General features: G+C 57.1%; 18 protein-coding genes. 5 read left to right on the top strand and 13 right to left on the bottom strand.

Going from position 1 to position 25,956, the window contains the following annotated elements; genetic code table 11:
- Positions 1-18: 18 nt before the first annotated feature.
- From glgD to glgB, 3 genes are read right to left on the bottom strand one after another with little or no spacing between them, the layout of a single operon-like run.
- Positions 19-1,128 carry a glucose-1-phosphate adenylyltransferase subunit GlgD gene (gene glgD, locus BLR08_RS04945; protein WP_072327604.1) on the bottom strand — a complete coding sequence of 370 codons (1,110 nt, stop codon included), beginning with the start codon at positions 1,126-1,128 and terminating at the stop codon, positions 19-21.
- Between the two features lie 7 nt (positions 1,129-1,135).
- Positions 1,136-2,305: a glucose-1-phosphate adenylyltransferase gene (locus BLR08_RS04940; protein WP_072327605.1), complete on the bottom strand. Its 1,170-nt coding sequence runs from the start codon at positions 2,303-2,305 to the stop codon at positions 1,136-1,138.
- Positions 2,298-4,241: a 1,4-alpha-glucan branching protein GlgB gene (gene glgB / locus BLR08_RS04935; RefSeq protein WP_176835440.1), complete on the bottom strand. Its 1,944-nt coding sequence runs from the start codon at positions 4,239-4,241 to the stop codon at positions 2,298-2,300. The genes BLR08_RS04940 and glgB overlap by 8 nt, the downstream gene beginning before the upstream one ends.
- A 214-nt stretch (positions 4,242-4,455) precedes the next feature.
- Between glgB and BLR08_RS04930 the strand changes: the two genes are divergently transcribed.
- The 3 genes from BLR08_RS04930 (at position 4,456) to BLR08_RS04920 (ending at position 7,273) form a co-directional block, all read left to right on the top strand.
- A complete protein-coding gene (locus tag BLR08_RS04930; RefSeq protein WP_072327607.1) occupies positions 4,456-5,592 on the top strand; it encodes a peptidylprolyl isomerase in 1,137 nt (378 codons plus the stop codon).
- A gap of 114 nt (positions 5,593-5,706) precedes the next feature.
- The gene (locus BLR08_RS04925; RefSeq protein WP_072327608.1) at positions 5,707-6,570 is read left to right on the top strand and encodes a class I SAM-dependent methyltransferase; all 864 of its coding nucleotides are present in this window, start codon (positions 5,707-5,709) and stop codon (positions 6,568-6,570) included.
- 4 nt (positions 6,571-6,574) lie between these two features.
- Complete coding sequence (locus BLR08_RS04920; protein WP_072327609.1) at positions 6,575-7,273, top strand: RluA family pseudouridine synthase; 699 nt, start codon at positions 6,575-6,577, stop codon at positions 7,271-7,273.
- Between the two features lie 98 nt (positions 7,274-7,371).
- Here BLR08_RS04920 and BLR08_RS04915 read toward each other — a convergent pair whose 3' ends face one another.
- Positions 7,372-7,785 carry a MarR family winged helix-turn-helix transcriptional regulator gene (locus BLR08_RS04915; RefSeq protein ID WP_072327610.1) on the bottom strand — a complete coding sequence of 138 codons (414 nt, stop codon included), beginning with the start codon at positions 7,783-7,785 and terminating at the stop codon, positions 7,372-7,374.
- A gap of 193 nt (positions 7,786-7,978) precedes the next feature.
- Here BLR08_RS04915 and BLR08_RS30995 point away from each other — a divergent pair, with 193 nt between their 5' ends.
- Positions 7,979-8,146 (top strand): hypothetical protein, encoded by a 168-nt coding sequence (locus BLR08_RS30995; protein ID WP_176835413.1) that lies wholly within the window; start codon positions 7,979-7,981, stop codon positions 8,144-8,146.
- Between the two features lie 3 nt (positions 8,147-8,149).
- Here BLR08_RS30995 and gyrA read toward each other — a convergent pair whose 3' ends face one another.
- From gyrA to BLR08_RS04890, 5 genes are all read right to left on the bottom strand, one after another.
- Positions 8,150-10,588 carry a DNA gyrase subunit A gene (gene gyrA / locus BLR08_RS04910; protein ID WP_072327611.1) on the bottom strand — a complete coding sequence of 813 codons (2,439 nt, stop codon included), beginning with the start codon at positions 10,586-10,588 and terminating at the stop codon, positions 8,150-8,152.
- A gap of 13 nt (positions 10,589-10,601) precedes the next feature.
- On the bottom strand, positions 10,602-12,578 hold the full coding sequence (parE, locus tag BLR08_RS04905) for a DNA topoisomerase IV subunit B (protein ID WP_072327612.1): 1,977 nt from the start codon (positions 12,576-12,578) through the stop codon (positions 10,602-10,604).
- A 65-nt stretch (positions 12,579-12,643) separates the two neighbouring features.
- Positions 12,644-13,636, bottom strand: coding sequence for an ABC transporter permease (locus tag BLR08_RS04900; protein ID WP_072327613.1), 993 nt, complete (start codon positions 13,634-13,636; stop codon positions 12,644-12,646).
- Positions 13,629-14,609: an ABC transporter ATP-binding protein gene (locus BLR08_RS04895; RefSeq protein ID WP_072327614.1), complete on the bottom strand. Its 981-nt coding sequence runs from the start codon at positions 14,607-14,609 to the stop codon at positions 13,629-13,631. The genes BLR08_RS04900 and BLR08_RS04895 overlap by 8 nt, the downstream gene beginning before the upstream one ends.
- A gap of 23 nt (positions 14,610-14,632) precedes the next feature.
- Positions 14,633-15,601, bottom strand: coding sequence for a GDSL-type esterase/lipase family protein (locus BLR08_RS04890; RefSeq protein ID WP_083536590.1), 969 nt, complete (start codon positions 15,599-15,601; stop codon positions 14,633-14,635).
- A 270-nt stretch (positions 15,602-15,871) separates the two neighbouring features.
- On the opposite strand from BLR08_RS04890, the gene BLR08_RS04885 reads away from it, so the two are divergent.
- Positions 15,872-16,048: a YjfB family protein gene (locus BLR08_RS04885; protein ID WP_072327615.1), complete on the top strand. Its 177-nt coding sequence runs from the start codon at positions 15,872-15,874 to the stop codon at positions 16,046-16,048.
- A 19-nt stretch (positions 16,049-16,067) separates the two neighbouring features.
- Here BLR08_RS04885 and BLR08_RS04880 read toward each other — a convergent pair whose 3' ends face one another.
- The 4 genes from BLR08_RS04880 to BLR08_RS04865 form a co-directional block, all read right to left on the bottom strand.
- Positions 16,068-17,534 (bottom strand): M23 family metallopeptidase, encoded by a 1,467-nt coding sequence (locus tag BLR08_RS04880; RefSeq protein ID WP_072327616.1) that lies wholly within the window; start codon positions 17,532-17,534, stop codon positions 16,068-16,070.
- A gap of 179 nt (positions 17,535-17,713) precedes the next feature.
- Positions 17,714-19,558, bottom strand: coding sequence for an ABC transporter ATP-binding protein (locus BLR08_RS04875; protein ID WP_072327617.1), 1,845 nt, complete (start codon positions 19,556-19,558; stop codon positions 17,714-17,716).
- Positions 19,555-21,441 carry an ABC transporter ATP-binding protein gene (locus BLR08_RS04870; protein ID WP_072327618.1) on the bottom strand — a complete coding sequence of 629 codons (1,887 nt, stop codon included), beginning with the start codon at positions 21,439-21,441 and terminating at the stop codon, positions 19,555-19,557. The genes BLR08_RS04875 and BLR08_RS04870 overlap by 4 nt, the downstream gene beginning before the upstream one ends.
- A gap of 736 nt (positions 21,442-22,177) precedes the next feature.
- Positions 22,178-25,879: a dynamin family protein gene (locus tag BLR08_RS04865; RefSeq protein ID WP_083536592.1), complete on the bottom strand. Its 3,702-nt coding sequence runs from the start codon at positions 25,877-25,879 to the stop codon at positions 22,178-22,180.
- Positions 25,880-25,956: the final 77 nt, after the last annotated feature.

Genomic DNA, 25,956 nt, shown 5'->3' with positions numbered 1-25,956 from the left:
GCGCAGCGCCTGATCATGTTAGATGACCTTCGTCTTGGAAGCGATAAACGGTGCTTGTTTGTCTCCGGTAAGCACGCGGCCCCGATTAATAAATACGTCTTTGTCCAAAATGGCGTTTTCGATAATGACGTTTTCTTCGATCTCGCAATTCTGCAAAATAATGCTGTTCTTGACGTAGGCGCCCTTGCGAATTTTGACTCCGCGGAACAGCACGCTGTTCTCGACTTTGCCTTCGATGACGCAGCCGTTGGCGATCAGGGAGTTGCGGGCATGGGCCGTGTCCGCGTAACGGGCAGGCGGCTCGTCCTTGACCTTGGTGTAGATCAGGTTTTTGCTGAAGAACAGCTCCCGCCATACCGCCGGGTCGAGCAGCTGCATGCTGTGCTTGTAATAGCTTTGCACCGTATTGACAATCCCGGTATAGCCTTCATGCAAATAGCCGTATACGCCAAGCTTGTCGATATTTTTCATGATGCCGTCCCGGACCAGGTGATCATAGCCTTGCGCGAGGCAGGACTCGACCATATCAAGGAGCAGCTCCTTGCTCATCACATACATCTCCATCGAGATGTTGTCGGTTCTCAGCCGCCCGGATTGATCCTCCATCACGGTAACCTGGCCATCGTCCTTGATCGCCATCCGGCGGAATTTCGCGCATTCGGAATCATCGGCTTTTTTGTAAACCACCGTAATATCCGCATTGCGTTCCATATGATAATCCAGCACGGCGTTATAATCGATATTGCACACCATATGCGAGCGGGTGATCAGCACATACTCCTCGCGCCCGCGATAGAAGTAATCGCGATGGTTGTAGAACTGGAACAGATCGCCGCGGGCCATGCCCGTCGTCTCCTGAAGCACAGCCGGCAGCAGAAACAACCCGCCGCGCTTGCGGTCGAGATCCCACTCCTTGCCGGAGCCCAGATGGTCCATCAGCGACCTGAACTTATGCTGGGTAAACACGGCGACATTGTTAATTCCCGAGTTGACCATGCTGGACAACGTAAAGTCGATCAAGCGGTACCTGGAGCCGAAAGGAACCGACGCCACGCAGCGGGAATAAGTAAGCTCCTCGAGATCGTCAGGCTCGTTCACCAGATTAATGACACCCATCAGTCGTTTCATATGCGGTTCACCCTTTCACCGAAGACGTATAGTTCGAGCTGATGTGCTCATTGCTGCCGATCAGAACGATATCCTGATCACCGTCTCCGTCCGGATTGCCGATGACGCTGCCGTCCTCGATAACCGTGCCGTCGCCGATAATGGCTTTATGGATCGTCACGCGATTGCCTATTTTGACATTAGGCATGATGACTGAGTCGCGCACGATACTGCCCTCCCCGACCTGCACGCCGTAGAACAGCACCGAATGCTCCACCTCTCCGAAGACGGCGCAGCCTTCGTTCACGAGCGAACGCTTCACCTGAGCCGTAGGCGCGATATATTGCCCGGGCTGGAACGGATTGACCGAATACATGCGCCACTCGCGGTCGTTCAGATCGAATTCCGGCTCGTCTTCGAGCAGGTCCATATTGGCTTCCCACAGGCTCTGGATCGTCCCGACATCCTTCCAGTAGCCCTCGAACGGGTAAGCGAACATCTTGCGTCCGTCGCGCAGCATCCGGGGAATCAAGTCCTTGCCGAAATCCTTGCTTGACTCCGGATCTTCTTCATCCTTGATCAGGTACTCCTTAAGCGCCTTCCAGTTGAAAATATAAATGCCCATCGACGCCAAATTGCTTTTGGGCTCCTTGGGCTTTTCCGCAAACTCGGTAATGCGGCGTTCGCCGTCCACGCTCATCAGGCCGAAACGGCTTGCTTCCTCCCACTTGACCTCGATGACGGCGATGGAAGCGTCGGCGCCGTTTTTCTTATGGAAATCAAGCATCCGGTCATAGTCCATTTTGTAGATATGATCGCCGGAAATGACCAGCACATACTCCGGGTCATACTGGTCGACGAACGGAATATTGCGGTAGATCGCGTTGGCCGTGCCCTTGTACCAATCCCCTCCGCTTTGTTCCATGTAAGGGGGGAGCACGGTGACGCCGCCATGCTTGCGGTCCAGATCCCACGGTGTGCCGATGCCGATATACGTATTCAGCACGAGCGGCTGATATTGGGTCAGCACGCCGACCGTATCGATCCCCGAGTTGGTGCAATTGCTTAATGTGAAGTCGATGATCCGGTATTTGCCGCCAAAATGTACGGCGGGCTTGGCGAGCTGTTTGGTCAGCACGCCCAGACGCCTTCCTTCGCCTCCTGCCAGCAGCATGGCGACGCACTCTTTTTTACGCATCGGCTTTGCCCCTTCCTCGCTTCGCTTTGGTTGCCTTTGGTTGCGCGATCCGGATCGGTTTGAAGATGACCGTCGCGAGCGGCGGCAGCGATACGTGCAGACTGTCGGGGCGCTCATGCCACGGCAGTCCTTCCGTCTTAAGCTTGCCCTCGTTCAGCTTCCCGGACCCCCCATACTCGCCGGCATCGCCGTTCAGCAGCTCCACGTACTCGCCGGAGAACGGGACGCCGACCCGGTAATGCTCGTAATACACCGGAGTAAAATTCGTTACGATCACAAGCACATCCTCGGGGTTGCGCGATCGGCGCAGGAAGCTGGCGACGCTTTGGCCCGCATCATGCGGATCGATCCACTCGAAGCCCTCGGGGCTATGATCCAGCTCCCATAAGGCCGGCTCCCGCAAATAAAGATGATTCAGCTCGCGGACATAACGCTGCATGCTGCGGTGACTGTCGTATCCGAGCATTTCCCAGTCCAGATCCTCCAAGTCTTTCCATTCGTCAAACTGACCGAATTCTCCTCCCATGAACAGCAGCTTTTTTCCGGGATGCCCCAGCATATAGCCGTAAAGCGCCCGCAGATTGGCGAATTTCTGCCAGTAATCGCCCGGCATTTTGTTCAGCAGCGACTTTTTCCCGTGTACGACCTCGTCGTGGGAGAGCGGCAGCACATAGTTTTCGGAGAAGGCGTACATGAAGCTGAACGTCAGCAGCCCGTGGCTGCCGCTTCGGAAGTACGGGTCGGTTTCCATATATTTCAGCATATCGTTCATCCAGCCCATATTCCACTTGTAGTTGAAGCCCAGCCCCCCCTCATGCACCGGAGCGGTGACGAGCGGCCATGCGCTGGAGTCCTCCGCCATCATCAGAGCCTCGGGATGATAGCCGAACACGGTCTGGTTCAGCTTCTTGATGAACTCGATCGCCTCCAGATACTCCTCGCCGCCATGAGCGTTTTTCACCCACATATGACGCGGTTTGCCAAAATTCAAATATAACAGGCTGGCCACGGCGTCAACCCGCAGCCCGTCGATATGATAAACGTCCATCCAGAACAAAGCATTCGAAATTAAATAATTGATGACCTCTTTCTTGGAGAAGTCGAAAGCCAGAGTCCCCCATTCGGGCTTCTCGGCCATGTTGGGGTCGGCATGCTCATACAGGGCCCGTCCGTCGAACTGCCGCAGTCCGTGCTCGTCCTTCACGAAATGTCCGGGCACCCAATCCATGATGACCCCAAGACCCGCACGATGGCAGCAATCGACGAAATACATAAAGTCATGCGGCGTTCCGAAACGGCTCGTGACGGAATAATAGCCCGTAGCCTGGTAGCCCCAGGACCTGTCATAAGGATGCTCGGCCAGCGGCAGCAGCTCCAGATGGGTGTAACCCATCTCCTTGACATACGGAATAAGCTCCTCGGCCAGTTCGCGATACGAATAGTAGGAGCCGTCCTGCTTTTTCTTCCAGGTACCAAGATGGACTTCATAGATATTGAGCGGAGACTCGTAAACGGAGCTTTTCGCTTGCCGCTCTCTCCACTCCTGATCCGACCAGGAGTAACCCGAGAGGTCAAACACCCGCGAAGCCGTCCCCGGCTTCAGCTCGGACCAGAATGCGTAAGGATCGGCTTTATAGACCAAGGTACCGTCCTGGGTAAGAATCTCATACTTGTAATACTCGCCCGTGCAAACGCCGGGCACAAACACGGACCAGACGCCCCAAACGCTCCGCTTGACCAGCGAATGGCGGCTGCCGTTCCATTCATTGAAATCGCCTACTACGCGGACTTCCTTCGCATGCGGGGCCCAGACGGCGAAACGCACGCCTGGCAAGCCGTCCTCTTCGGCAGGATGCGCGCCAAGCATCCGGTAGCTCCGGTGCAGGTTGCCCTCATGAAACAGATACAAATCCTCGGGACCGGGGATCACACTCATCACTTGCTGACATCCCCCTTTATTTTTAGTATTCTGCCACTATTACACAAATACTACACGATCGACGCAAAATCCTCTCCGGCTGTTGTAAAAACTTATTGAATTTTGCCGAGAGCCTGTTTAACCGCATAATGGCAGGATTTTCGCCCCTCCGTGTGGAAGTAGTGATGCTTAGGCTGAACGACTGACAAGCCGGGAGAGGATGACTGCATTGATGAAGGATAAATTCAAAGGGCTGGTGCTCGGACTTTCGCTCGGGGCCATGCTGACGGGGACCGCCGCTTATGCGAGCGGAACTCAAATCGAGGTGTACTTCCGCGAGCTGAAATACATGTTCGACGGCATCGAGAAGAAACCGTCCGCCGAACAGGGCGCCGGCTTCATCCACAACGGAACTACCTATGTCCCGCTCCGCTTTGTCAGCGAAGCGCTTGGCAAGGAAGTCGGCTTCGACGAGGAGACCTCCACGATCTGGGTCGGCAAGCGGATCGATATGAACCATCCGGTCGCCCTGTACAAGGGCGGGCAAATCATTATGCAGGAGCTGCAAAACCGGCTGGCGCTGGACCGGGCATTCAGCTACGGGGTTGGCCAGGCGGATGAGGATGTCGAATATCAGCACTATTTGCTCGAAGAGATGATCGGCTACCGGGTTCTGGCCGCCAAACTGAGCGATGCGGAGAAAACCGCTCTGGCGCCGGACGTGGAGAAAGAGTTCGCCCTGCTCGTCTCCGAAATTACCCGCTCGGCGCCTGACAGTGCGGATGCCGCTTCCAAGCTGGCTCAGTACGGGTTGTCGGAAAAGTATCTGCACAGCTTTGCCGAGCAAACGACCTATGTCCGCAAAGCGTTGACAAACGCAGTGACCGATGCCCAGCTCAAGTCGCGTTACGAAGAGCTGGCCGCCGCCGGAGAGTATCATCGTGCCAGTGTGCGCCACATCCTGATCGGTTTCGAGGATGCCTCAGGCAAGGCGCGCACCAAGGCGGATGCCAAGGCCAAAGCGCAGCAGCTCGCTGACAAGCTGCGCCAAGGAGCTGATTTCGCGGAGCTGGCCAAACAGGAGTCCGATGACCCGGGCTCCAAGGAAGACGGCGGTCTGTATGAAGACGCTCCGGTGAACGGCTGGGTCGAGCCCTTCAAGAAGGCTACGATGGAGCTGAAGCTGAACGAAATCTCCGAACCGGTGGAGACGGAATACGGGTATCATCTTATCCGTGTGGAGGCGCGCACCGTATCAAGCTTTGAGGACGAGAAAGAAAATTTGCTCGGCGAAGCGATGGGCGATCGGTACGCGGCGTTTATCGAGAAAGAGCTGCCCGGCCTGATCGAAAAGATCGATCTCCCGTAATGCCGTGAGTGGATTAGCCGGCTTAATTCATGTAAAATAAACAGAATGACTGCGGCTGGAGTTACGACTGGCCGGCCGCAGGCGACTAAGAGAGCAGAAGGATGGACTGAACGCATGTTTCAAGCAACGGATTGGAAAGATTACGAATTGCTCGATACGGGAGATGGCGATAAGCTGGAGCGCTGGGGAGATATCGTGCTGCGCCGGCCCGATCCCCAGATCATCTGGCCGATCGCCCGGACAACGGCCGATTGGCGGGGCGCGGATGCGCATTATCACCGGAGCTCCAGCGGAGGCGGCCAGTGGGAGTACAAGAAGCAGCTTCCGGAGAGATGGACGATCGGATACCGCGATCTGTCATTCCATATTAAGCCGACCAGCTTCAAGCATACCGGCCTGTTCCCGGAGCAAGCGGTGAACTGGGCGTGGATGATGGATAAAATCCAGGGAGCAGGCCGCAAAATACGCGTCCTGAATTTATTCGCCTACACCGGCGGAGCCTCGGTTGCCTGCGCTTACGCCGGGGCCGAGGTTTGCCATGTGGATGCTTCCAAAGGCGTCGTCACCTGGGCCAAGGAAAACCTCCAGCTGTCGGGGCTCGCTGACCGGCCGGTCCGGTTCATAACGGATGATGTGTTCAAGTTCGTCCAGCGGGAGATGCGCCGGGGCAGTAAATACGATGCGATCATTATGGACCCGCCTTCCTACGGCCGCGGACCGAACGGCGAGACATGGAAGCTCGAGACGAACCTGTATCCGTTCGTCGAATCCTGCATGAGCATCATGACCGACAAGCCTTTGTTCATGCTGATCAACTCCTATACGACCGGCATCTCCGCGTCTGTGCTCAAGAATGTGTTATCCCTCTCGCTTGGCCGCTCCTATGGCGGGCAGATTACCTGCGGCGAGATCGGATTGCCGATCACAGCGTCAGGTCTGTCGCTGCCCTGCGGCATCCTGGGGCGCTGGGAGGCTTGAGGCGATGAGCGGCGGAGCCCCTGCTGTACCCGTGCTGTACGAGGATAATCATATTATCGTAGTGGTCAAGCCCCCTAATGTCCCTACCCAGGAGGACGAGTCGCGCGACCTTGATCTGCTTACGCTGATCAAGGCCGACCTCAAGCATCGCCACGGCAAGCCTGGCAATGTGTATCTCGGCCTCGTCCACCGGCTCGACCGGCCGGTCGGCGGCGTCATGGTGTTCGCCAAGACGTCGAAGGCCGCCTCCCGGCTATCCGACGCCGTCCGCACGCGCGCCATCCGCAAGCAATATCAGGCCGTTGTCTACGGGAAGCCGACGGCCGCAACCGGCACGCTGAGGCATCATCTACTGAAGGACACGCGCACGAACATGGTAGCCGTCGTACCTGCCGATCGGACCGGCGCCAAGGAAGCGATCTTGGACTATCGGGTGCTGTCCGCGCAGGAAGGAATGTCGCTCGTCGAGATCGAGCTGCATACCGGCCGGCCGCATCAGATTCGCGTCCAGTTCGCGGCGATCGGCTGTCCGCTCGTCGGCGACCAGCGCTACGGGGGCAGCCGGGCCGTGCCCGGGCAGCAGATCGCGCTTTGGTCTACCTCGCTCAGCTTCGAGCATCCGGTCGGCAAGGAGCAGCTTCGCTTTCAATCCCGGCCCCCCGCAGCCTACCCATGGCTGCTCTGGGGAACGGCCATTACGTAGCGTATGTCGGCAGCACTTTCTAAAAATAACAGCCTGAAGCCAATGCGGCCTCAGGCTGTTTAAGTTACGTATGACAGCGCGGCGCTAGTCGGCGCCGCTCAAGCGTTGGCAACTTTGCCGAGCAAATAGACGAGCAGCTGCTGGTTATGGGAGGAGATCCGACCCAAGTACTGCTGCAGAAACTGCTCCCGTATATCCATCCCTCGCGCGCACTCCGCTCTTCCCCTCTCGGTGACCCGCACCCAGACGATGCGCCGGTCCTTCGCGTCGCGCTCCCGCTCGATCAGACCGTTTTTCTCCATCCGATCCAGTAAAGTCGTAATCGCTGCGGGCGTAGTCGTCAAATATTCGATGAAATCAGAGGGCTTCATCTTGGGCGCGCCGGAGTACATGAGCAGCTCCAGCACAGTCAGCTGACCTTCCGTCAGCCCCGGGGAAAGCTCTGTTTCCATATGCGTGCGCAGATCCTTGGACAACTTCCACCACAGCTTGGCAAAATCTTGAGTTACCATAGTCATCCTCCCGAGCATCCTTTGTTTCCCTAATTATAACATTCCTCTCGCTCCTTTTAAAGGTTAATGACATAAATATTTTAAGACATCAAACGATAAAATGAGGTACCTTTTGACGGGCTTCAACATATATTGCAGACAGGATATTCGCCTAACGGCGCAGCTTGTCAATCCGTGTAAAGGAGTGGGTGACGTGGAGGACTGGAAGCAAAAAATCGGGGAGCGGGCTTTGCAAAAAGGCATCATCAAAGACCCCTACTTGCTCGATCGCCTGGACGAACCGATGCCGGTATGGGCCGTACTGGAGATGATGCTGGAGCTGCTCGAGCGGCAGGAGCCGCCCTACTCCAGCTATGATTAACAATTAAGTAAGCTTCAACAAATCAACGACGCCATTGGTTTTGCCGGCCGCAGGCACAAGCGCCTTACCCTTGGATTTGCGGTCCTCCAGCGGCGCGAGCTCCGTCGAAAAACTCGCCTTCTCGCCGTTCTTGAGAATAACGATCACATCGAAGGGGTCCTTTACGGTGAAAGCGCCGCGCAGCTCCGAGCCGTTCGGCTTGACGCCCTTGCCCTCCTTGAACTCGAAGGTGATGATGCCCTTGCCTCCGCGTCCCTGAAGCTGGTAATCCGCAACGAGCGAGCGTTTGGCATAGCCCAGATCCGTAACAACGACCACTTCCCCTTCGTAGCCTTCGATCAGCTCGGCGGATACAATCTCGTCATCCTCCTTCAACGTCATGCCGCGAACGCCCGCGGCGACTCTGCCCATAGCGTTGACCTCCTCTTCCTTAAAGCGGATGGCCATCGCCTGTTTGCTGACGAGAAGAATATCCGACTGGCCGGAGCTGAGCAGCACCTGCATAACCGCGTCCTGTTCGCCTACCTTGCAGGCGACGATACCGCTTGAGCGGTTGGTCGCATATTCCTTCAGATCCGTCCGCTTCACCTGCCCCTTGCGGGTGACGAAGAGAAGCGATTTGCCCGGGTCATCGAAATCCTTCAGCGGAATGACATTGACAATCCGGTCGTCCTTCGGAATCGGGATGACATTGACGATAGCCGTTCCGTTGTCCTTCCACTTGTACTCCGGAATTTGATGGACCGGCAGCAGGAAATATTGTCCCTTCTGCGTGAAGATCAGCAGATTCTCCAGCGTGTTCACATCCAGCAAATACCGCAGGTAGTCGCCTTCCTTCAGACCGGTCTTGTCGATTTCCCCGCCTGAGCGAATGAAGGAGAGCTTGCCTGTACGCTTGATATAGCCTTCGTTCGACAGCGTGACGAACACATCCTCCGCCGTCACCATCACCTGAAGGTTAACCTTCAGCTCCTCCACCTCGTCCTGGATGCCGGAGCGGCGGGCGATGGCGTATTTATCCCGGAGCTGCGAGATCTCTTCCTTGATGACCGCCAGCAGCTTCTTTTCGCTGCCCAGAATGCCGCGCAGATAAGCGATATTCTTCTGCACATCCTTCAGATCTTTCTCCAGCGAATGAATCTCCAGATTCGTGAGCCTGTAGAGCTGGAGCGTCAAAATCGCGTCGGCCTGCCGCTCGGTGAACCCGAACTTGGCCACGAGGTTGTTCTGGGCGTCCTGTCTGTTCTTCGACGCCTTGATGGCGGCGATAACCTCGTCCAAAATATTAAGCGCCTTGACCAGTCCCTCGAGCACGTGGGCGCGGTCCTCCGCTTTCTCCAGCTCGTACCGCGAACGGAAAGTGACAACTTCCTTCTGATGCGCGATATAGGCATGCAGCATATCGAGCAAGCCGAGCTGCTTGGGCGTCTTGTTGACGATGGCGACCATATTGAAGTTATAGGCTACCTGAAGGTCCGTCTTCTTGAACAAGTAAGCGAGCACGCCTTGGGCATCCGCTTCCTTCTTCAATTCGACGACGATCCGCAGTCCTTCCCGACCGCTCTCATCGCGAACCTCGGCAATTCCTTCGATCTTCTTCTCCAGCCGGATGTTCTCCATCGCCGTAACCAGACGGGATTTCACGACCTGATACGGAATTTCCGTAATGACGATCTGCTGCCGGCCTCCGCGCATATCTTCGATGGCAGTTCTGGAGCGCAGGTAAATCCGCCCCCGGCCTGTCCGGTACGCGTCGCGTATCCCTTCCGAGCCCATAATAATGCCGCCCGTCGGGAAATCAGGACCTTTGACGACCGTCATAATCTCTTCAAGCGGGCTGTCAGGACGGTCGATCAGCGCGATGCAGGCATCGATGACCTCACGCAGGTTATGCGGCGGAATCTCCGTCGCGAAGCCTGAAGAAATTCCGCTTACGCCGTTCACAAGCAGATTCGGGAAGCGGGCCGGCAGCACGACGGGCTCCTTGGTCGTATTGTCGAAGTTGTCCTTGAACTGGACCGTCCGCTTCTCGATGTCGCGCAGCAGCTCCAAGGCGATCTCGGACAAGCGCGCTTCCGTATACCGCATGGCCGCAGCCGGGTCATCGTCCATCGAACCCCAGTTGCCGTGCCCGTCCACCAGCACATGTCCCATCTTCCAGGGCTGCGCCATCCGCACCATGCCTTCATAGATAGAAGAATCGCCATGCGGATGATAGTTGCCCATCACATCGCCGACCGTTTTCGCCGACTTGCGGTACGGCTTGTCCGGCGTATTGCCTGCATCGTACATCGCGTACAAAATACGCCGCTGCACAGGCTTCAATCCGTCGCGCACATCGGGAATGGCGCGGTCTTGAATAATATATTTGGAATACCGGCCAAAACGGTCGCCCACAACCTCTTCCAGAAAGGCCGGCAAAAAGTTTTCAAGTATGCTCACTTATGGCCCTCCGTTATTCTTCATATTCCGTAAAGTCAACATTTTCGATAATCCAGCGCTTGCGCGGATCGACCTTGTCGCCCATCAGCGTCGATACCCGGCGCTCTGCCTTGGCCGCATCCTCGATCTGCACCTGCAGCAGCGTGCGCGTAGCCGGGTCCATCGTCGTCTCCCACAGCTGATCCGGATTCATTTCGCCGAGTCCTTTATACCGCTGCAGCTCCAGATTTTTGCCCAGCTTCTTCGTCAGCTCGGCCAGCTGCTCGTCGGTCCATGCATAATTCACCGTGCTCGCCTTGCCCGACTTCTTGGTCACTTTGAACAGCGGCGGCTGGGCGATATAGATCCGGCCCGAGTCGATTAGCGGCTTCATGTACCTGTAGAAGAACGTCAGCAGCAGCACCTGAATATGAGCGCCATCCGTATCGGCATCGGTCATAATAATAATTTTGGCATAATTGCTCTCCGACACCTCGAACTCCGGCCCCACTCCCGCTCCGATCGCCGAGATGATTGCCTTGTATTCGTCGTTTTTCATAATATCGAGCAGCTTGGCTTTCTCCGGGTTCATCGGCTTGCCCTTCAGCGGCAGGATCGCCTGATGCTTGGAATCGCGTCCCTGCTTGGCCGAGCCTCCGGCCGAATCCCCTTCGACGATAAACAGCTCGTTGCGGCTGGCGTCCTTCGATTGCGCCGGCGTCAGCTTGCCGCCGAGATTCGAGCTCTCGCTTTTGCCCTTCTTGCCGCTGCGTACTTCTTCACGCGCCTTGCGGGCAGCTTCGCGCGCTTTGGCCGACTGAATGGCCTTCTTCATCACCATCTGGGCCGTCTGCGGGTTTTCTTCCAGAAAGACGGACATTTTGTCCGCGACGATCGAATCCACTGCGCTTCGCGCCGAGGCGCTGCCGAGCTGATCCTTCGTCTGGCCGACGAATTCGACCTCGCCCATCTTGATATTGATGACCGCCATCAGCCCTTCGCGCAGGTCCTGGCCGTCCAGATTTTTTTCCTTCTCCTTCAGCAGTCCCATCTTGCGGGCATATTCGTTCATCGCCCGGGTGTAAGCCGTCTTGAAGCCGGTCTCGTGCGTACCGCCGCCGCGGGTCGGGATCGAGTTGACGAACGATACGATCGTCTCCGTATAGCCGTCATTATACTGCAGAGCAATCTCGACCTCGATGTCGTCCTTCTCCGCAGCGAAATGAATGACGTCATGCAGCACGCCCTTTTCTTCGTTCAGAAATTGCACGAACTGACTGGCGCCGCCTTCATACTGGAACACTTCTTCCTTGTCGCTGCGCTGATCGGTCAGGACGACCTTCAGCCCGGAGTTCAGAAAGGCGATCTCCTGCAGCCTCTCCGCCAGCGTATCGTAGCTGATCGTCGTCCCGCCTTGAAATACGCGTTTATCCGGCTTGAACGTGATCTTGGAGCCCGTTTTGCGGGTGTTTCCGATAATCTCCAGTCCTGTTACCGGCTCGCCGACATGCTCCTTGCCCGCTTCGTCCACCCAATATTCGAACCGCTGGCGATGCACCTTGCCGTCACGGTAAATTTCAACCTCAAGCCACTCGGACAGCGCATTGGTCACCGAAGCCCCGACGCCGTGAAGACCGCCGGACTTCTTGTATCCTCCGCCGCCGAACTTGCCCCCCGCATGCAGCATTGTAAAGACGACCTGCGGCGTCGGAACTCCCGTCTTGTGCATGCCCGTCGGTATGCCGCGGCCATTGTCCTGCACCGTTACGGACTGGTCCTTGTGAATCGTCACGTCGATTTGGGAGCAGTGCTTGGCAAGATGCTCGTCCACCGCATTATCTACGATTTCCCAGACCAGGTGATGCAAGCCCGATGAGCTGGTGCTGCCGATATACATCCCCGGACGCTTGCGGACCGCAACGAGCCCTTCGAGCACCTGAATATCGTCCGCCCCGTAGTCGGCAGCCGCCTTTGTCTGTGTATTTTCAATCAAATCGAGTTGATCCGTCATCGAAAGCCTCCTAAAACCTGTTAAGTCAACCATTCAACTATGAAGCATTATATCATTTGAACGGATTAGTTCAACACATCTTTTTTCGTAAATACGGCAAAAGATACGAAGACCGACAGCAGGACCCAGATGCTTAAGACGGTCAACGAGAACGGAAGATCCATGCCTTGAATGGGAGGAAGCCCCCCCGATAAATAGGTGGTCAGATTCAAATTCACCATAAAAAAGTACTTGGCTGTCTCCCACGAAGATACCATATTTGTCAGAATCGTCCCCGAAATAAGCAGGGCCAGCATGATCCCCATCCCCGCCGCCGTCGAGCGCACGAGCACCGATACCATCAAAGTCATCAGCGCCACCGACACGGCCGCGAACCAGACAAGCCCCAGCTCCAGAAGCAGATAAAACCACTGCTGCACGACATGCACACGGGAGAAATCGACATCGGTGCCGGAGACCGAGAAACCAAGCAGCCTCGGCATATCCCATCCGCCGTAGCCGAAGAAAAGGCCCGAGATGAGATAGCTAAGCACCGCCGTAGCGACCACGACAACCGACGTAAACAGCACCAGGCAGATCAGCTTGCTGAGCAGCACCCTTCGCCTCGGAACAGGTCTGGTCAGCAGCAGCTTGATGGTGCCGCCCGTATGCTCCCCCGATACGATATCCGCGGCAATGACCATCACCATCAGCGGAATAAACAAGCCGACCGCGTTCTCCACGAATTCTACTGTAAAGGTTACCCCGTTCGGCGATGCGGGATTCACATCTTTATCCAGATAATATTGCGCGATCTTGACCTCAACCTGCACCCGCTGCTTCCATTCGTCGGGCAGCCGGGCGCTGCTCAGTCTTCGGGTGAAGTCCGTGATTTTCTGGCGCTGCTCCGCTCTCCAGTCCGTTGTGCCGAATTGCTTCAGCGTATTTTGGGACACTTTCATCTGCGCGTATGTGAACATCGGGATGATCGCCGCGAGAATAAGCAGGACGACAAGCAGCCGCTTTTTCTTGACCATCTTGATGCTTTCGTTCATAACAAGGTTGTACAAGCTAGCCAATGCGTTCGCCCTCCGTCAGCTGCAAAAATAAATCCTCAAGCGTCGGATTCCGCCGTTCGATGCCATGCAGCTCCACCCCGGCCTCGATCAGCCGCCGGGACAGCAGCGGGATCACCGAATCCGCGAGCTGCATGACAATACGCGCCGCGCCGCTTGCGGTCCCTTCCTCCGCCGCCCGGTCCCAGGCAGGCTCCTGCCCCTGAGCATGCTCCGACGACTTCAGCACCTGCCAAGCCAGATCCGGCGGACTGACAGTCCACACGACCGTGGCATGCCCCGAGTCGACAAGCGCATCGACCTCGCCGACCTGAATCACTTCGCCGCGGCTGATGATCGCCACCCGGTCGCACAGCTGCTGAATCTCGCTCAGCAGATGGCTGGAGACGAACAGACTGAGCCCGGTCTCCGACAGCCGGCGGATGAAATCCCGCAGCTCCTTGATCCCCTGCGGGTCCAGCCCGTTCGTCGGCTCGTCCAAAATAAGCAGCTTCGGATCGTTTAACAGCGCCTGCGCGATGCCCAGCCGCTGCCGCATGCCCAGCGAATAGGTCTTGACACGGTCATGAATGCGCGCATCCATCCCGACGATATCGACCACCTCGCGGATGCGGCGTTCGCCTACGCCAGGCAGCATTCTGGCGAATTGCTCCAGGTTTTCCCATCCGGTCAAGTACGGATACAGCTCCGGATTCTCGACGATGCAGCCGACGTACTGAAGCGCTTCCTCATGCTGCTTGAACACATTGTAGCCGCATATATGAATCATACCCTCCGTCGGAGCGATAAGACCGACGAGCATCCGGATCGTCGTCGTCTTGCCCGAGCCGTTGGGGCCCAGGAAGCCGAAAATTTCCCCTGCGCGCACATCGAATGAAATGCCTTTAATGATCAGCCGCTTCCCGATTCTCTTCTTCACGCCTTCCACCGACAAGACGATATCGGCGTCTCTGCCCTTGCGTGCCGCCTGCTTCATGCCGCCTTCTCCCTCCGCATTCCTTATTGCAAAATATCCGTGATCCTCTCGGCTATCCGTTCGTAGCCCTGCTGGTTCGGGTGAAAATGATCCGTGTATAAAAATCGGGTCCCCTGCAGCGCAAACAAGTCATAGGTCGGCACGAACGTTATGTTCGGATAACGGCTGGCGATGTTGAACGCTTCCGTATTCCAGCGCTGGACGATCGGCGCTCCTGCCCGGTCCGGGTCCATATCCAGAAACGGGTGATACAAGCCGATATACAGAACGCGCGCATCCGGATTGGCCCGGCTGATCTTGTCGAACAGCTCGCCCAGCCGCTTGGCCGCTTCCGGAATGCGGTCGGCGGCCGCCTGCGGATTAAAGCCCTCGCCAAACTGTATGCCTCCCGGAGTCTGGGCCTCGGCCTGCGCCGGCGTCTGATCGGGCGCCGCCTGCCCGCCCTGGGCCGTTCCGCCCCCGGCGCCCGGGCTGGCCGCTGGCTGATTGCCGCTTGCACCGAATAAACCTTGTCCGCTCAGAAATAAATCATTGCCGCCCGCCGTCAGCAGGATCAGATCGGCCTCTGCCATTGACTTGGCGATATCCGGCTTGGCCTCCCAATCCCCAAGCAGATCGCTTGTCCGATAGCCGGGAATCGCAAAATTATTGTACACAAACACGGGCTTGCCGAGCTGCGCTTCCAGCTTGTCACGGACTCCCCGGACATATCCTCTGCCCGTAAGATCGCCCGTCCCCGCCGTCAGCGAGTCCCCCCAGGCAACAATCCGGATCTGTTCCTTCGCCCCCCAGCCCGCGTCAGCCGCCTGGCCCTTGCCTGACTCCGGTTTTGTCGGAGTTTGAGGCTCATTTATTGCCACTCCGGCATCGAAAGAGCCCGGCTTCGGGTACATAATATGATTCACGGCATAGGCGAAGCCTGCCGCACAGACCACAGTCGATACGACTGCGCTCAATCCGGCCGTCCGCCACAGCCAGCGCGTAGAACTCATCTTCCGTCCCCCTCTGTCATATTGCCTCTGTTTCAGCAAATTCGCTTACATTTTAGAGTAGCGGTTCGCCGCCTGATTTGCAAATTCAGGCGGAGCTAATCCGGGCTTTTTTTACGAAAACGGCCAATAAACCTGACCGGTGGCCAGGCTCGATGAGCCGGATAAGCGATAAGAGACGGCTCGCGGCAAATTTTTCATTCCCCTCCTCTCATACACCAAGCCTATTCTTCCGATATATGAACCATTGACCATAAGAGGAGGATAAAGCATTTGGATATCGCACAACTTTCAATGAACATGTCTCAGGCTAATTTAATGCAGCAGGTAAGCATTCATGTATTAAATATGACCAAGCACACAGCAGCAACACAAGCACAATCCTTAATTAAGGCCATGGAACTAAGCGTTCAACCGAATCTTGGCGGAAATATTGACTTTAAAGCTTGAATGATCGCAATCCATACCGTCAGCTTAAAAACTTCAGCGGGTTTTTCTGCGCGCCATCCTGGATAATCTCGAAATGCAGATGAACCCCTGTCGAGTTCCCCGTGCTGCCCATAACCCCGATTTTTTCTCCTTTGGCGACCGGATCGCCTTTCTTCACCCCAATCTTGCTTAAGTGGCCGTATAATGTCTCATACCCGTTCTTATGATCGATAATGATGCAGTTTCCGTAGCCGCTTTTCCACCCGGCGAACGTGACGGAGCCGCTGTCCGAAGCCATGATGCTCCGCTGCTCGGATACAAAATCAGTGCCCTTATGCGTTTTCCCCCAGCGCAAACCGAACTGGCTCGTCACTTCGCCGCGCAGCACGGGCATGGCGAATTGGCCCGTGCCGGCGCCGGGCGCTTTGCGAGTGCCTTGCTTGACCACAGTTTGTACGGGCGTCTCCAGCAGCTCCTCCTCCACAATCCGCTCTTCGGCAAGCTCGCCATTGACATGTACCGATTGGATCGTCACCTGCTTCAGACCGGGCTTGCCTTGAGCGACGATTTGAATGACGCCGGCTTTGAGACTGTCGTCCTTCTCATATACGACGCCGCTCGGCACCTTCGACTGCTCGGTTCTAAGCACGGTGCTCTTCACCGACAACAGCGGCTGCTGGCGGGCGATATGCAGCTGCTCCCCGATCCGGATCAAATTCCCCCGGAGCTGCGGATTATTCGCGCGAAGCGTCTCCAGCGAAATCTGATGCTTCTGGGCGATGACGGACAAGCAGTCGCCGGCCTGTACCGTATAGGTCCGAGCCTGCTCCTTGCCTGCCCGGATCCGCTCCAGGATAGCGGAGGCGGACTCGACTTGACCCGGTCCGGCGGTCGTTTCGATCAGATGAACCTCTTCCACAAATGCAATTTCCGTCCGCACAGTACTCGTATCTTTCTCCATGCGAGACTTGTTATCGGCAGCCAGCGCATGGACTTCTTTGCGTTTACCGCTCCCCGGGACCCTAGCGCCCAAGCCGGCAGACACGCCGACATCCCCGGCTATATAAGCGTCCTTGATCTGCTCCAGCAGCTCGGCAGCCGTGCCCGTATCTTTGACGTAGCCGATTGTTCCCCCGTCGATTCGTATTTCCGTGGCGAATAAATAATACTCGATATGAGAGCTCAGCAGCGCCAGCACCGCTTCATTATCGACGGCGCCGGAATTGCGGGTATGTACGAAGTGAAGCTTTTCCAAATTGGATGTAACCCGGGCTTCCGCGTATTCCCGCTCCAGCTCCCGGTATTTCTCCGATTTCCATTGTTTGACGACATCGGGATCGCTCACCGTCCCGAGCAGCTGATCGTCCAGAAAGACATCGAACCGGCTTACCGCTTGGGCTTTGACGAACCAGCGCCCCGACAGCACGACGGCGGCAATGACCGCAAAGGCCGTGACCCACTGAATGGTTCCTAACGTTTTCTTCCACCTGCTTGAAGGGTTTTTCAACGTTATCTCCCCCTTGTTCGTGTTCGGCCCCCCTTACGCCCACTCCCCCCTTGCTGACGCCCTCCTCATGTATATGACGCTTGCGCCCGAATAAGACAAAAACGCGCAAAAAACACCCCCCGACCGCCTTATTCCAAGGCAAATCGGGGGGCTATGCCCGCCTTCGCGTCCAGGTTTCCTCAGCCTGTTTCCTGAAGAAAACGGTACTGCGCCTGAATCAATCCGTAGTAGACGCCTTGCTTCGCAATCAGCTCTTCGTGGCTGCCCTGCTCCTTGATTTCGCCGTGATCCAGCACAACGATCTGGTCGGCATGGCGAATCGTGGACAACCGGTGAGCGATAATGAATGACGTCCGCCCGGCCAGCAGAATTTGCAGCGCCTCCTGGATTTTGACTTCCGTCTCCGTATCGATGCTGGCCGTAGCCTCATCCAATATGAGCACTTGCGGGTCAGCCAGCAGCGCTCTGGCGAACGACAGCAGCTGCCGTTGTCCCATGGACAGCACATTGCCCCGCTCTTGAACTTCGGTATCGTAGCCAAGCGGAAGATCGACGATAAAATCATGCGCACGGACTGCTTTCGCCGCGGCCTCCACTTCTTCGTCGGTCGCATCCAGACGTCCGAAGCGTATATTGTCGCGAATCGTGCCCGAGAAAATAAACGTATCCTGCAGCACGATGCCGATCTGGGAACGCAAGCTGTGCAGCGTCACATCCCGGATATCATGGCCGTCGACTTCGATGCTCCCTGCCGTCACGTCATAGAAGCGGCAGAGCAAGTTAATGATCGTGCTTTTGCCGGAGCCCGTATGTCCGACCAGAGCGATCGAGGAGCCGGCCTTGACGCTAAGATCGATGCGCTTCAGCGCGTGGCGGCCCGGCTCATATTCGAACTCGATTCCCCGAAACTCAATATTGCCCTGGATCGGCGGCAGATCGCGGGCATTGGGCCGCTCCGCCACGTTCGGCTGCTCGTCGATGAATTCAAATATCCGCTCGGAGGAAGCCATGGCGATCAGCATCTGCGAATACATCTGGCCGAGCCGGTTGATCGGCTCCCAGAACTGGCTGATGTACGCGCCGAAGGCAACCAGAATCCCGACCGTAATCTCGCCCTTCATCACTAGATAAGCGCCGAAGATGAAGAGGATAAAATAGCCGATCGCCCCCGTCACCTCGATAATCGGGTTGAACGATTGGTTCAAGGTCGAAGCCTTGTTCCAGGCGCGATGGTTGTCCTTGTTCATGTCGTCGAAATAAGCCATGTTCGCCTTCTCTTGCGCATAAGCCTGAGTCACCTTGATCCCCTGAATGCATTCGTTCAAGTGGGAGTTGATGCGCGACGTTTTCAGCTGGACAACCTGCCATGCGCGGCGAATTTTCAGGCGCACCTTCGTCGAGATGAGAAACATAATCGGCACCGTCACCATAATAGCGAGACCCAGCTTCCAGTTGTAGACCAGCAGAATAACGATGATCCCGATCAGCTGCACGCAGTCGATCATCAGGTTGACTACGCCGTTGGTCAGCAGGTCTTGAAGCGAGTTTACGTAGTTCACGATGCGAACAAGTATCGAGCCAGCCGGCCGCTTGTCGAAGAAGCGGAACGACAGCTGCTGGATATGGCTGAACAAATCGTCGCGCAGGTCGTAGATCACCCGTTGTCCGATCATATTCGTGTAGCGGATGCGGTAATTATTGGCCAGCCATTGCACGATGTACAGCCCCAGCATGCCGAGCACGACATACCCGAGCTGCGCGCTGTTTTTGTCCTTGATCGCATGGTCGATAGCGAATGCCAGCAGCATCGGATTGAGCAGCTTCGTGATGGCGCCGACCACCATCATGACCAGAATAATCGGCACCATCTGCTTGGCATACGGCCGCATATATTTCCCGACCCGCTTTACTTGAACCCAGTCAAAGCCTTTATCCATATCCTCGTCGTCCTGGTAGACAAATCTTGAACTTACTTTTTCTTCGGCTTCCGCCGATTTGCCTTTAGTAGTCGATGTCCTGCTCACGTGGCCAGTCCCCTCCGTTTCGTGTACGCGCTGGAGGCGGCGGATTCCCGCATAGCCTGCCGTTCTTCAGCCTCTGCCTCCTGCTGCGCAGGCATGCCGGATGGAGACGTTTTGCCGATGGCGGCAGGTTCCGTATCCACCGCCAGCACAGGCTGATCGGAGAACTGAATGTTGTAGGTGTCGAGGTAAGGGCCGGGCACTTGCATGAGCTGCTCGTGAGTTCCTCTCTGCACGACTTTTCCGTGATCCAGCACGATAATTTCATCCGCATGCTTGAGCGAAGAAATCCGGTGGGCAATGATAAACGTCGTTCTGTTCTTCATAACCTCCTGGAAGCCCTGCTGAATCTCGTGCTCGGTTTCCATATCGACGGCGCTTGTCGCGTCATCTAGTATAAGCACCTTCGGATTCAGGAGCAGTGCCCGGGCGATCGCGATCCTTTGTTTTTGTCCCCCGGACAGTCCCAGTCCCCGCTCTCCCACGACTGTGTCGTAACCTAGCGGCAGCTCCATGATAAAGTCATGCGCCTTCGACAACCTTGCCGCCTGCTCGATCTGCTCCTGGGTCACATCCCCTACGCCATAAGCGATGTTGTTGCGGATCGTGGAGGAGAACAGAAACGTCTCCTGAAACACGACGGCCATCTGGCTTCGCAAGCTTTCCAGCGTAATATCGCGGATGTCCTGTCCATCTAGCAAGATGCGTCCCTCCTTGGCCTGATAAGCGCGGAACAGCAGCTGAATAACGGTTGACTTGCCTGAGCCCGTTCCGCCGAGCAGACCGATTACGGAGCCTGGAGGGGCATCGAGATTGAAATCCTCGACGGCCGGTTTTTGCGATTCGCCGTAAGCGAATGTCACGCCTTCAAAGCGGATATGCCCTTGGACGGTATCCGGAGTCAATACGCGCGCATTTTCTTTGTTTTTCACATGCACATATTGATGCAGAATCTCCAGCAGCCGTTCGCCTGCCGCTTTCGACTGGGTAAAGTTATTGATATGGAAGCCGATGCCCCACATGGGCTGAATAATATAGCCGATCAGGCTGTAGAACGCGACCAGCTCGCCCAATGTAATTTTGTCCTGAATCGCCATCCAGCCGCCCGCTCCGAGCAGCAGCACGATGCTGAGATTGGCGAACAGCTCCATCAGCGGGAAAAACTTGGCCCATATGCCTGAAGTGACGACGTTGTTATCCTTGTAGTCCGTATTGCGCTCCGCGAACTTCTCGATCTCGTGGGGCTCGCGAGCGAATGATTTGACAGTGCGCACTCCCGTAATGTTTTCCTGCACCGTTGTCGTCATGCTGCTCATCGATTTCCGGATCAGCCGGAAAGCCGGGTGGATGCGTCCTTCAAAGCGGACAGCCGTGAACACGAGAAACGGCATCGTAGCCAGCGTAATGAGCGTAAGCTGCCAGTTGATCGACATCATCATGATCATGCCGAAAGTAAACATCATGAACACGTTGATGATCTGGACAAACCCAAAGCCGATAAAATCCCGCACAGCCTGCAAGTCTGCGGTAAGCCTGGACATCAGGTCCCCCGTCCTGGCCTTATCGTAGTACTGGAATGACAGAAACTGCAGCTTGCGATACAGCGCTTCCCGCAAATTAAAGGCGGTCTGATTGCCCAATCTGGCGCTGAACGCCCCGTGCAGGAATTGGAAAGTGGCCTTCAAAGCCATGACGCCAAAGACGGCGGCAGCCAGCAGCGGCACTTCCTCATAGCGGCCGTTTGCGATCACGCTGTCGATCAGATACCGGAACAGATTCGGGTACACGAGCCCCAAGCCTGTAACCGTAATCAAACAGAGCATCGAAATGACAAAAAACCTTCGTTCCGACCAGTAATACTCCCTTAGCTGTTTAAATACATTCATCTTCCCTGCTCCTCCTCCTGTGCGCCCGTCTATGTATAGGTGAAGCAGACGGAGCCGCCCCTGATAACCGTCGATTTCCTGCACATGCCGTCAAGCTCTATGATGTCTGAATGGCCCAAAGCCGATTGATCGGCTTCGCAGCGCGTATTGCCTCCTTAGAGATGATTTCACACTGTAAATCGATAAAGCATAAGGCGATTAACGCAGGGGAAATAACCTGCGCTTAGCGGTGCAGTCCTCCGCTGCGCAGCTTCGGTTCGGAAGCCACTGATAAAACGGCTGACGGCATCTTGCAGGCGCCGTGCGTTAGTCAAGAACTCGAGCCGCTTCTCCGGGCAGCCATTTGCCCTTTTTACCCCTGTTGACTTGGCTTTTGCAAGCTTGAAATAAAGTAGATCGTTCTCCCCCTTGCCGAAAGTGTGACAAAAATCGTAAGGTTTTGCTTTGTTGTTAGGAGTTTACCATCATCGATGGGAAGCGGCAACAAGGTTCCTCTGCGTAAAGTTGCGTAAGTCCGGGAAAAACCCCAAATGCAGAGGTTTAGGGGAAGGAATCCATCTTTTTCTCCCGAATGATACCGATTCATGCCAATGAAAGCCCTTTCAAGAAAACAGCGTTTTTTCGTGATTTTTACGCTTCGGCGCAAGCCATTTTCTTGCCTGTGAAACAGAAAATGCGCGCAAGCCGGATCATCCCGGCCTGGCGCATTTCTCTCTTCCTAGTGTCTGATCTCCGATCAGGAAGAAGCCAAAAACGTAAGCAGACGTTCATGCTTCTGCTGCATTACCTTCAGATCAAGCTTCATGTCGAGCGCCTCCAACAGACCGGCCGCATGCTCCTGCAGATCCGTCTTCCACTGCTCCGCCAGCTCCGTCATGACGCTGCGCAGCTGATCCGTGTAAGCCGCCTCCAGCTCGGCCGCCTGCATGTCGGCGAAGCGGGTCATCGGCTGCACCAGCTTGGCTTCGAGATCGCGTCTGAGCTGGGCCTTGCCCTCTCCTTCGAAAAACTGCTTGGCGTTCTTGAAATAGGAGGTCAGCCATTTCATCTGAACTTCCTCGGCCTGCAGCGTGCCGCCAAGCTCCGGCGTTGCAAGCTTGAACGCCTCGAAGCCCGCAGGCTCGAAGGATGGGATTTCCTCTCTCAATCTGGCTGTCCATTCGTCCGCAGCCAGCCGCGCCATCTGGTTGATCTTGTTCTCCACGCGCAAAGTCGTGGCGAGCACTTCCTGAGACAGATCGAAGGCGATCATCCGTCTCAGCTCCTCCCAAGCCGATTGCAGCACAGCCTTGCTGTCGCGCGGATCGTCATTAAACATGGAAGGATTGAACGCCACATTAAACAGATCGCCGAAGCGGTAAGTCGCCCGCTGCTTCACGTAGTACAGAAGCTCCTGAATCTCCTTGGCCAGCTCACGGGTATCCGCTTCGCGGGAAGAACGCTCCAGCCTCTCCAGGCCGCTCTGCAGAGCGGCGCGCAGCGCATCGCTTTGCTTAGCCCGCTCAGCCGCATCGGAGCGGGCGCTGTCCGTCCAGCGCTGCAGCGTCTCGGCCGCGCGCCGGATGTCCGACTTGCCGGCTCTGACCGCCATCTCGGTCAGCTCCTCGAAGGTAAACCGGACAAAATCCCGCTCGAAAGCGGTGACGCCCGACTGGCCGGCTAGCGCCTCATCCCCCTTCAGCTTGCCCTCCAGCGCATAATAGCTGGATAGCGGGTAAATCCGAGGATGCCGGATGCCGTGCTGCAGCAGATTGCTTTCCACATGGCCGACCACCCCTTCGAGCTCTTCGGCAGAGGAGGCCAGATCCGCAGCGTTGACGATGAAAAACATTTTATCCAGCTCGAAGCTTTCCTTCACCCGGCCGAGCTGCAGAAGAAACTGCTTGTCGGCATGCGAGAACGCATGATTGTAATAAGTGACGAACAAAATGGCATCGGCATTTTTGATATAATCAAAGGCTACGCCCGTATGCCGGGCATTGATGGAATCCGCTCCCGGCGTATCGACCAGCACCATCCCCTGCTCGGTCAGCGGATTCGCATAGTAGAGCTCGATCAGCTCCACGAAGCATGATTTTGTCTCCTCGGCCGCATAGGCACCGAACTGCTCGGAGGAAATTTTCAGCTCCTGGCCGAGCAGCCCGTTCATCTCGTTCCAGCCTTGCTGCACCGCGCGAAGAAAGGCGTAATGCGGCTTTCCTTTGCCGGGAATCCGATCGGCCTTCAAGCCGTCGATTGCCTTCAGCGCCTGCTCGATTGTCGCTGCCTGAACGCCCAGCGCCTCCAGCGAGTAGAGCGCATCGGCAATCAGCCGCTCCCGGCTTTTCATCCGCACCTTGGCTGTACCGTGCGGCCAGCCGGCCTCCGGCTCGGGCGGCATGATCTTGTTGATCGCCGCCGTCGTCGGATTCGGCGACACCGGAAGGATGCGTTCGCCGATCAAGGCATTGGCGAACGACGACTTGCCCGCGCTGAACGCGCCGAACAGCGCGATCGTAAACCGGTTGCCGGCCAGGCGCTCGGCCTTCTCCAGCAGCGAGCGGCGCACCGACTGCAGCGCCGCCAGGCCGTCAAGCTCGCCGGCAGCCGCTTCCAGCTGCGCCGCCGTCTCGCGCAGCCGGCCGCGGTGACCGCTGGCCGCCAGCGTCGGCGCTTCGCCGCCTGCGGTGTCCGCGCCTTCGGCCAGCCAAGACAACGCGGGCGCCGCCTCGGCTGGCGACCCGGACTGCTGCGCTGCGCCGGAGCCGGCGTTCGCCGCAGGCGCCGCCGCAAGCGGCGGCAGCTCGGGCGCCTCGCTGACGGGCAGCTGCGCCAGCAGCCCGTCGCGGTACGCCGCCTCGGCCTGCTCCATCCGCTCCAGCTCGCGGTATGCGCCGAGCCGCGTATCCAGCTCGGCCAGCTGAGCGGCCAGCGCCTGCCGTCTGCCGGCCAGCGCCGCATCCAGCTCCGCGGTCAGCCGCTCGGCCGCAGCTATCGCGCGCTTGCGGTAAGCGGCCTTGATCTCGGCTGCGATCTGCCGCGAATAGGTCAGCGTATACTCCCCGCCGAAGACAGCGGCGTCATTGACCTGGGCGGCCAGCCACTCGGGCGTAACCTCGCACACAATGCTTGCCGCCGCCTCGTCGATATGCTCCAGCGGCAGTCCCTGTCCTTCCAGACGCTGCTTAACCGTCTGCTGCACATGCCGGGCAATCTGTGTCTGAACCTGCCCGGCGAAATCCTTCGCCAGCGCTTGCAGACGCTGGTCCCGCTCTGCCGCCGTCTTCGCCGCCGAGCCCAGCCAGCCGACCTTGAAGCCGGGCCTCCGGCTGTCCAGATACGCATGCGCCAGGTCGCGGGTCACGGCCGGCGTTACGTTTGCATTGTCCAGCAGCGCGTTAAGCTCCCCGCGCAGCTGCGACAGGAGCTGGGCAGGCAGCGTCTCCAGCCTGCGCAGCTCGCCGCTGGCTTCGGCATATTCCGCCTGCGCCGAACCGGCCGAGGCATCCTCGCTCAGCCGCAGCCGCAGCGCTTCCTTGGCAGGCTCCGCCTCCTCGGCCTGCTTGGCTGCATGGGCCAGCGCCAGCGCGCGGGCCGACTTCTCCAGACTTTGGCGGACAAGCGCCTCGCGGCGATCGATCAGTCCTCCGATCAGCCAATCGAGCTTTGCCCACTCGCTGGCCGGATGATCGGGCGCCTTGACCGACGTATACAGGATGCCGTCGGGATAAACGCCCCAGCTGGCGAATGCTTCCTGTACGCCTCGTTGATACGCCTCCAGCGTCACTTCCTGCTCTCTATGCTTGTCGATCATATTGACGATCAGGTACAGCGGTTTGCCCCATTCCGTCATTTTTTTCGTAAAGCCCAGGTTGACCTCGGACAGCACATGGTTGTAATCCATGACGTAGAATACGACATCCGCCAGATGCAGCGCCGATTCCGTGGACAGCTGATGGGCATCGTCGGTCGAGTCGATGCCGGGGGTATCAAGCAGCGCCGCTTGCTCACGCAGCAGCGGGATCGGATAAGTGATCTCGATCGTCCTGACGGCTTCCCCGTTCCGGCAATGCTCAGCCAGCTGCTCCAGAGGCACCCGCTCGGAACGGGGCTCCCCGCTTTCCGTTGTCCGGTGATACCAGACGGTAGCTCCGGCCTCCCCGCTTGCTATGCTCACAATATTGGCGCTTGTCGGAATCGGACTGGAAGGCAGCAGCTGATGTGCGCACAGCCGATTGATCAGACTGGATTTCCCTGCCGAAAAATGACCGCAGAACGCCAGATGCAGCCGTCCGCTATCCGCCTTGGCCAATAGCTCGGCAACCTTCTCCGCATGGTCCGGGTCCCCGGCCTGACTCATGCGCTCGCGCAATACGCGAATAGCCTCCGTCGTCTTCGCAGACTGAGCTTCTCCGCCTTGCTGCTGCGGTTCTAAAGTTGGTGTAAGTATGCTTCTCATCCTTCTCCCCTACCTGCCCTCTCTATATCCATGCTGATTCCAATCCCATGACAAAAAGAAAAAACCGAATTGCTTCG

Source organism: Paenibacillus sp. cl123 (assembly GCF_900101595.1).
In the GTDB taxonomy this organism is placed as follows: domain Bacteria; phylum Bacillota; class Bacilli; order Paenibacillales; family NBRC-103111; genus Paenibacillus_G.
Note: the sequence above shows the minus strand (reverse complement) of the source record. Positions and strands in the feature narration are given on the sequence as shown.

Excerpts from the sequence above, each read along its gene's own strand:
- glgD (WP_072327604.1), bottom strand. The coding sequence starts at position 1,128 with ATGAAACGACTGATGGGTGTCATTAATCTGGTGAACGAGCCTGACGAT.
- BLR08_RS04940 (WP_072327605.1), bottom strand. The coding sequence starts at position 2,305 with ATGCGTAAAAAAGAGTGCGTCGCCATGCTGCTGGCAGGAGGCGAAGGA.
- glgB (WP_176835440.1), bottom strand. The coding sequence starts at position 4,241 with ATGAGTGTGATCCCCGGTCCCGAGGATTTGTATCTGTTTCATGAGGGC.
- BLR08_RS04930 (WP_072327607.1), top strand. The coding sequence starts at position 4,456 with ATGAAGGATAAATTCAAAGGGCTGGTGCTCGGACTTTCGCTCGGGGCC.
- BLR08_RS04925 (WP_072327608.1), top strand. The coding sequence starts at position 5,707 with ATGTTTCAAGCAACGGATTGGAAAGATTACGAATTGCTCGATACGGGA.
- BLR08_RS04920 (WP_072327609.1), top strand. The coding sequence starts at position 6,575 with ATGAGCGGCGGAGCCCCTGCTGTACCCGTGCTGTACGAGGATAATCAT.
- BLR08_RS04915 (WP_072327610.1), bottom strand. The coding sequence starts at position 7,785 with ATGGTAACTCAAGATTTTGCCAAGCTGTGGTGGAAGTTGTCCAAGGAT.
- parE (WP_072327612.1), bottom strand. The coding sequence starts at position 12,578 with ATGACGGATCAACTCGATTTGATTGAAAATACACAGACAAAGGCGGCT.
- BLR08_RS04895 (WP_072327614.1), bottom strand. The coding sequence starts at position 14,609 with ATGAAGCAGGCGGCACGCAAGGGCAGAGACGCCGATATCGTCTTGTCG.
- BLR08_RS04890 (WP_083536590.1), bottom strand. The coding sequence starts at position 15,601 with ATGAGTTCTACGCGCTGGCTGTGGCGGACGGCCGGATTGAGCGCAGTC.
- BLR08_RS04870 (WP_072327618.1), bottom strand. The coding sequence starts at position 21,441 with ATGAATGTATTTAAACAGCTAAGGGAGTATTACTGGTCGGAACGAAGG.
- BLR08_RS04865 (WP_083536592.1), bottom strand. The coding sequence starts at position 25,879 with ATGAGAAGCATACTTACACCAACTTTAGAACCGCAGCAGCAAGGCGGA.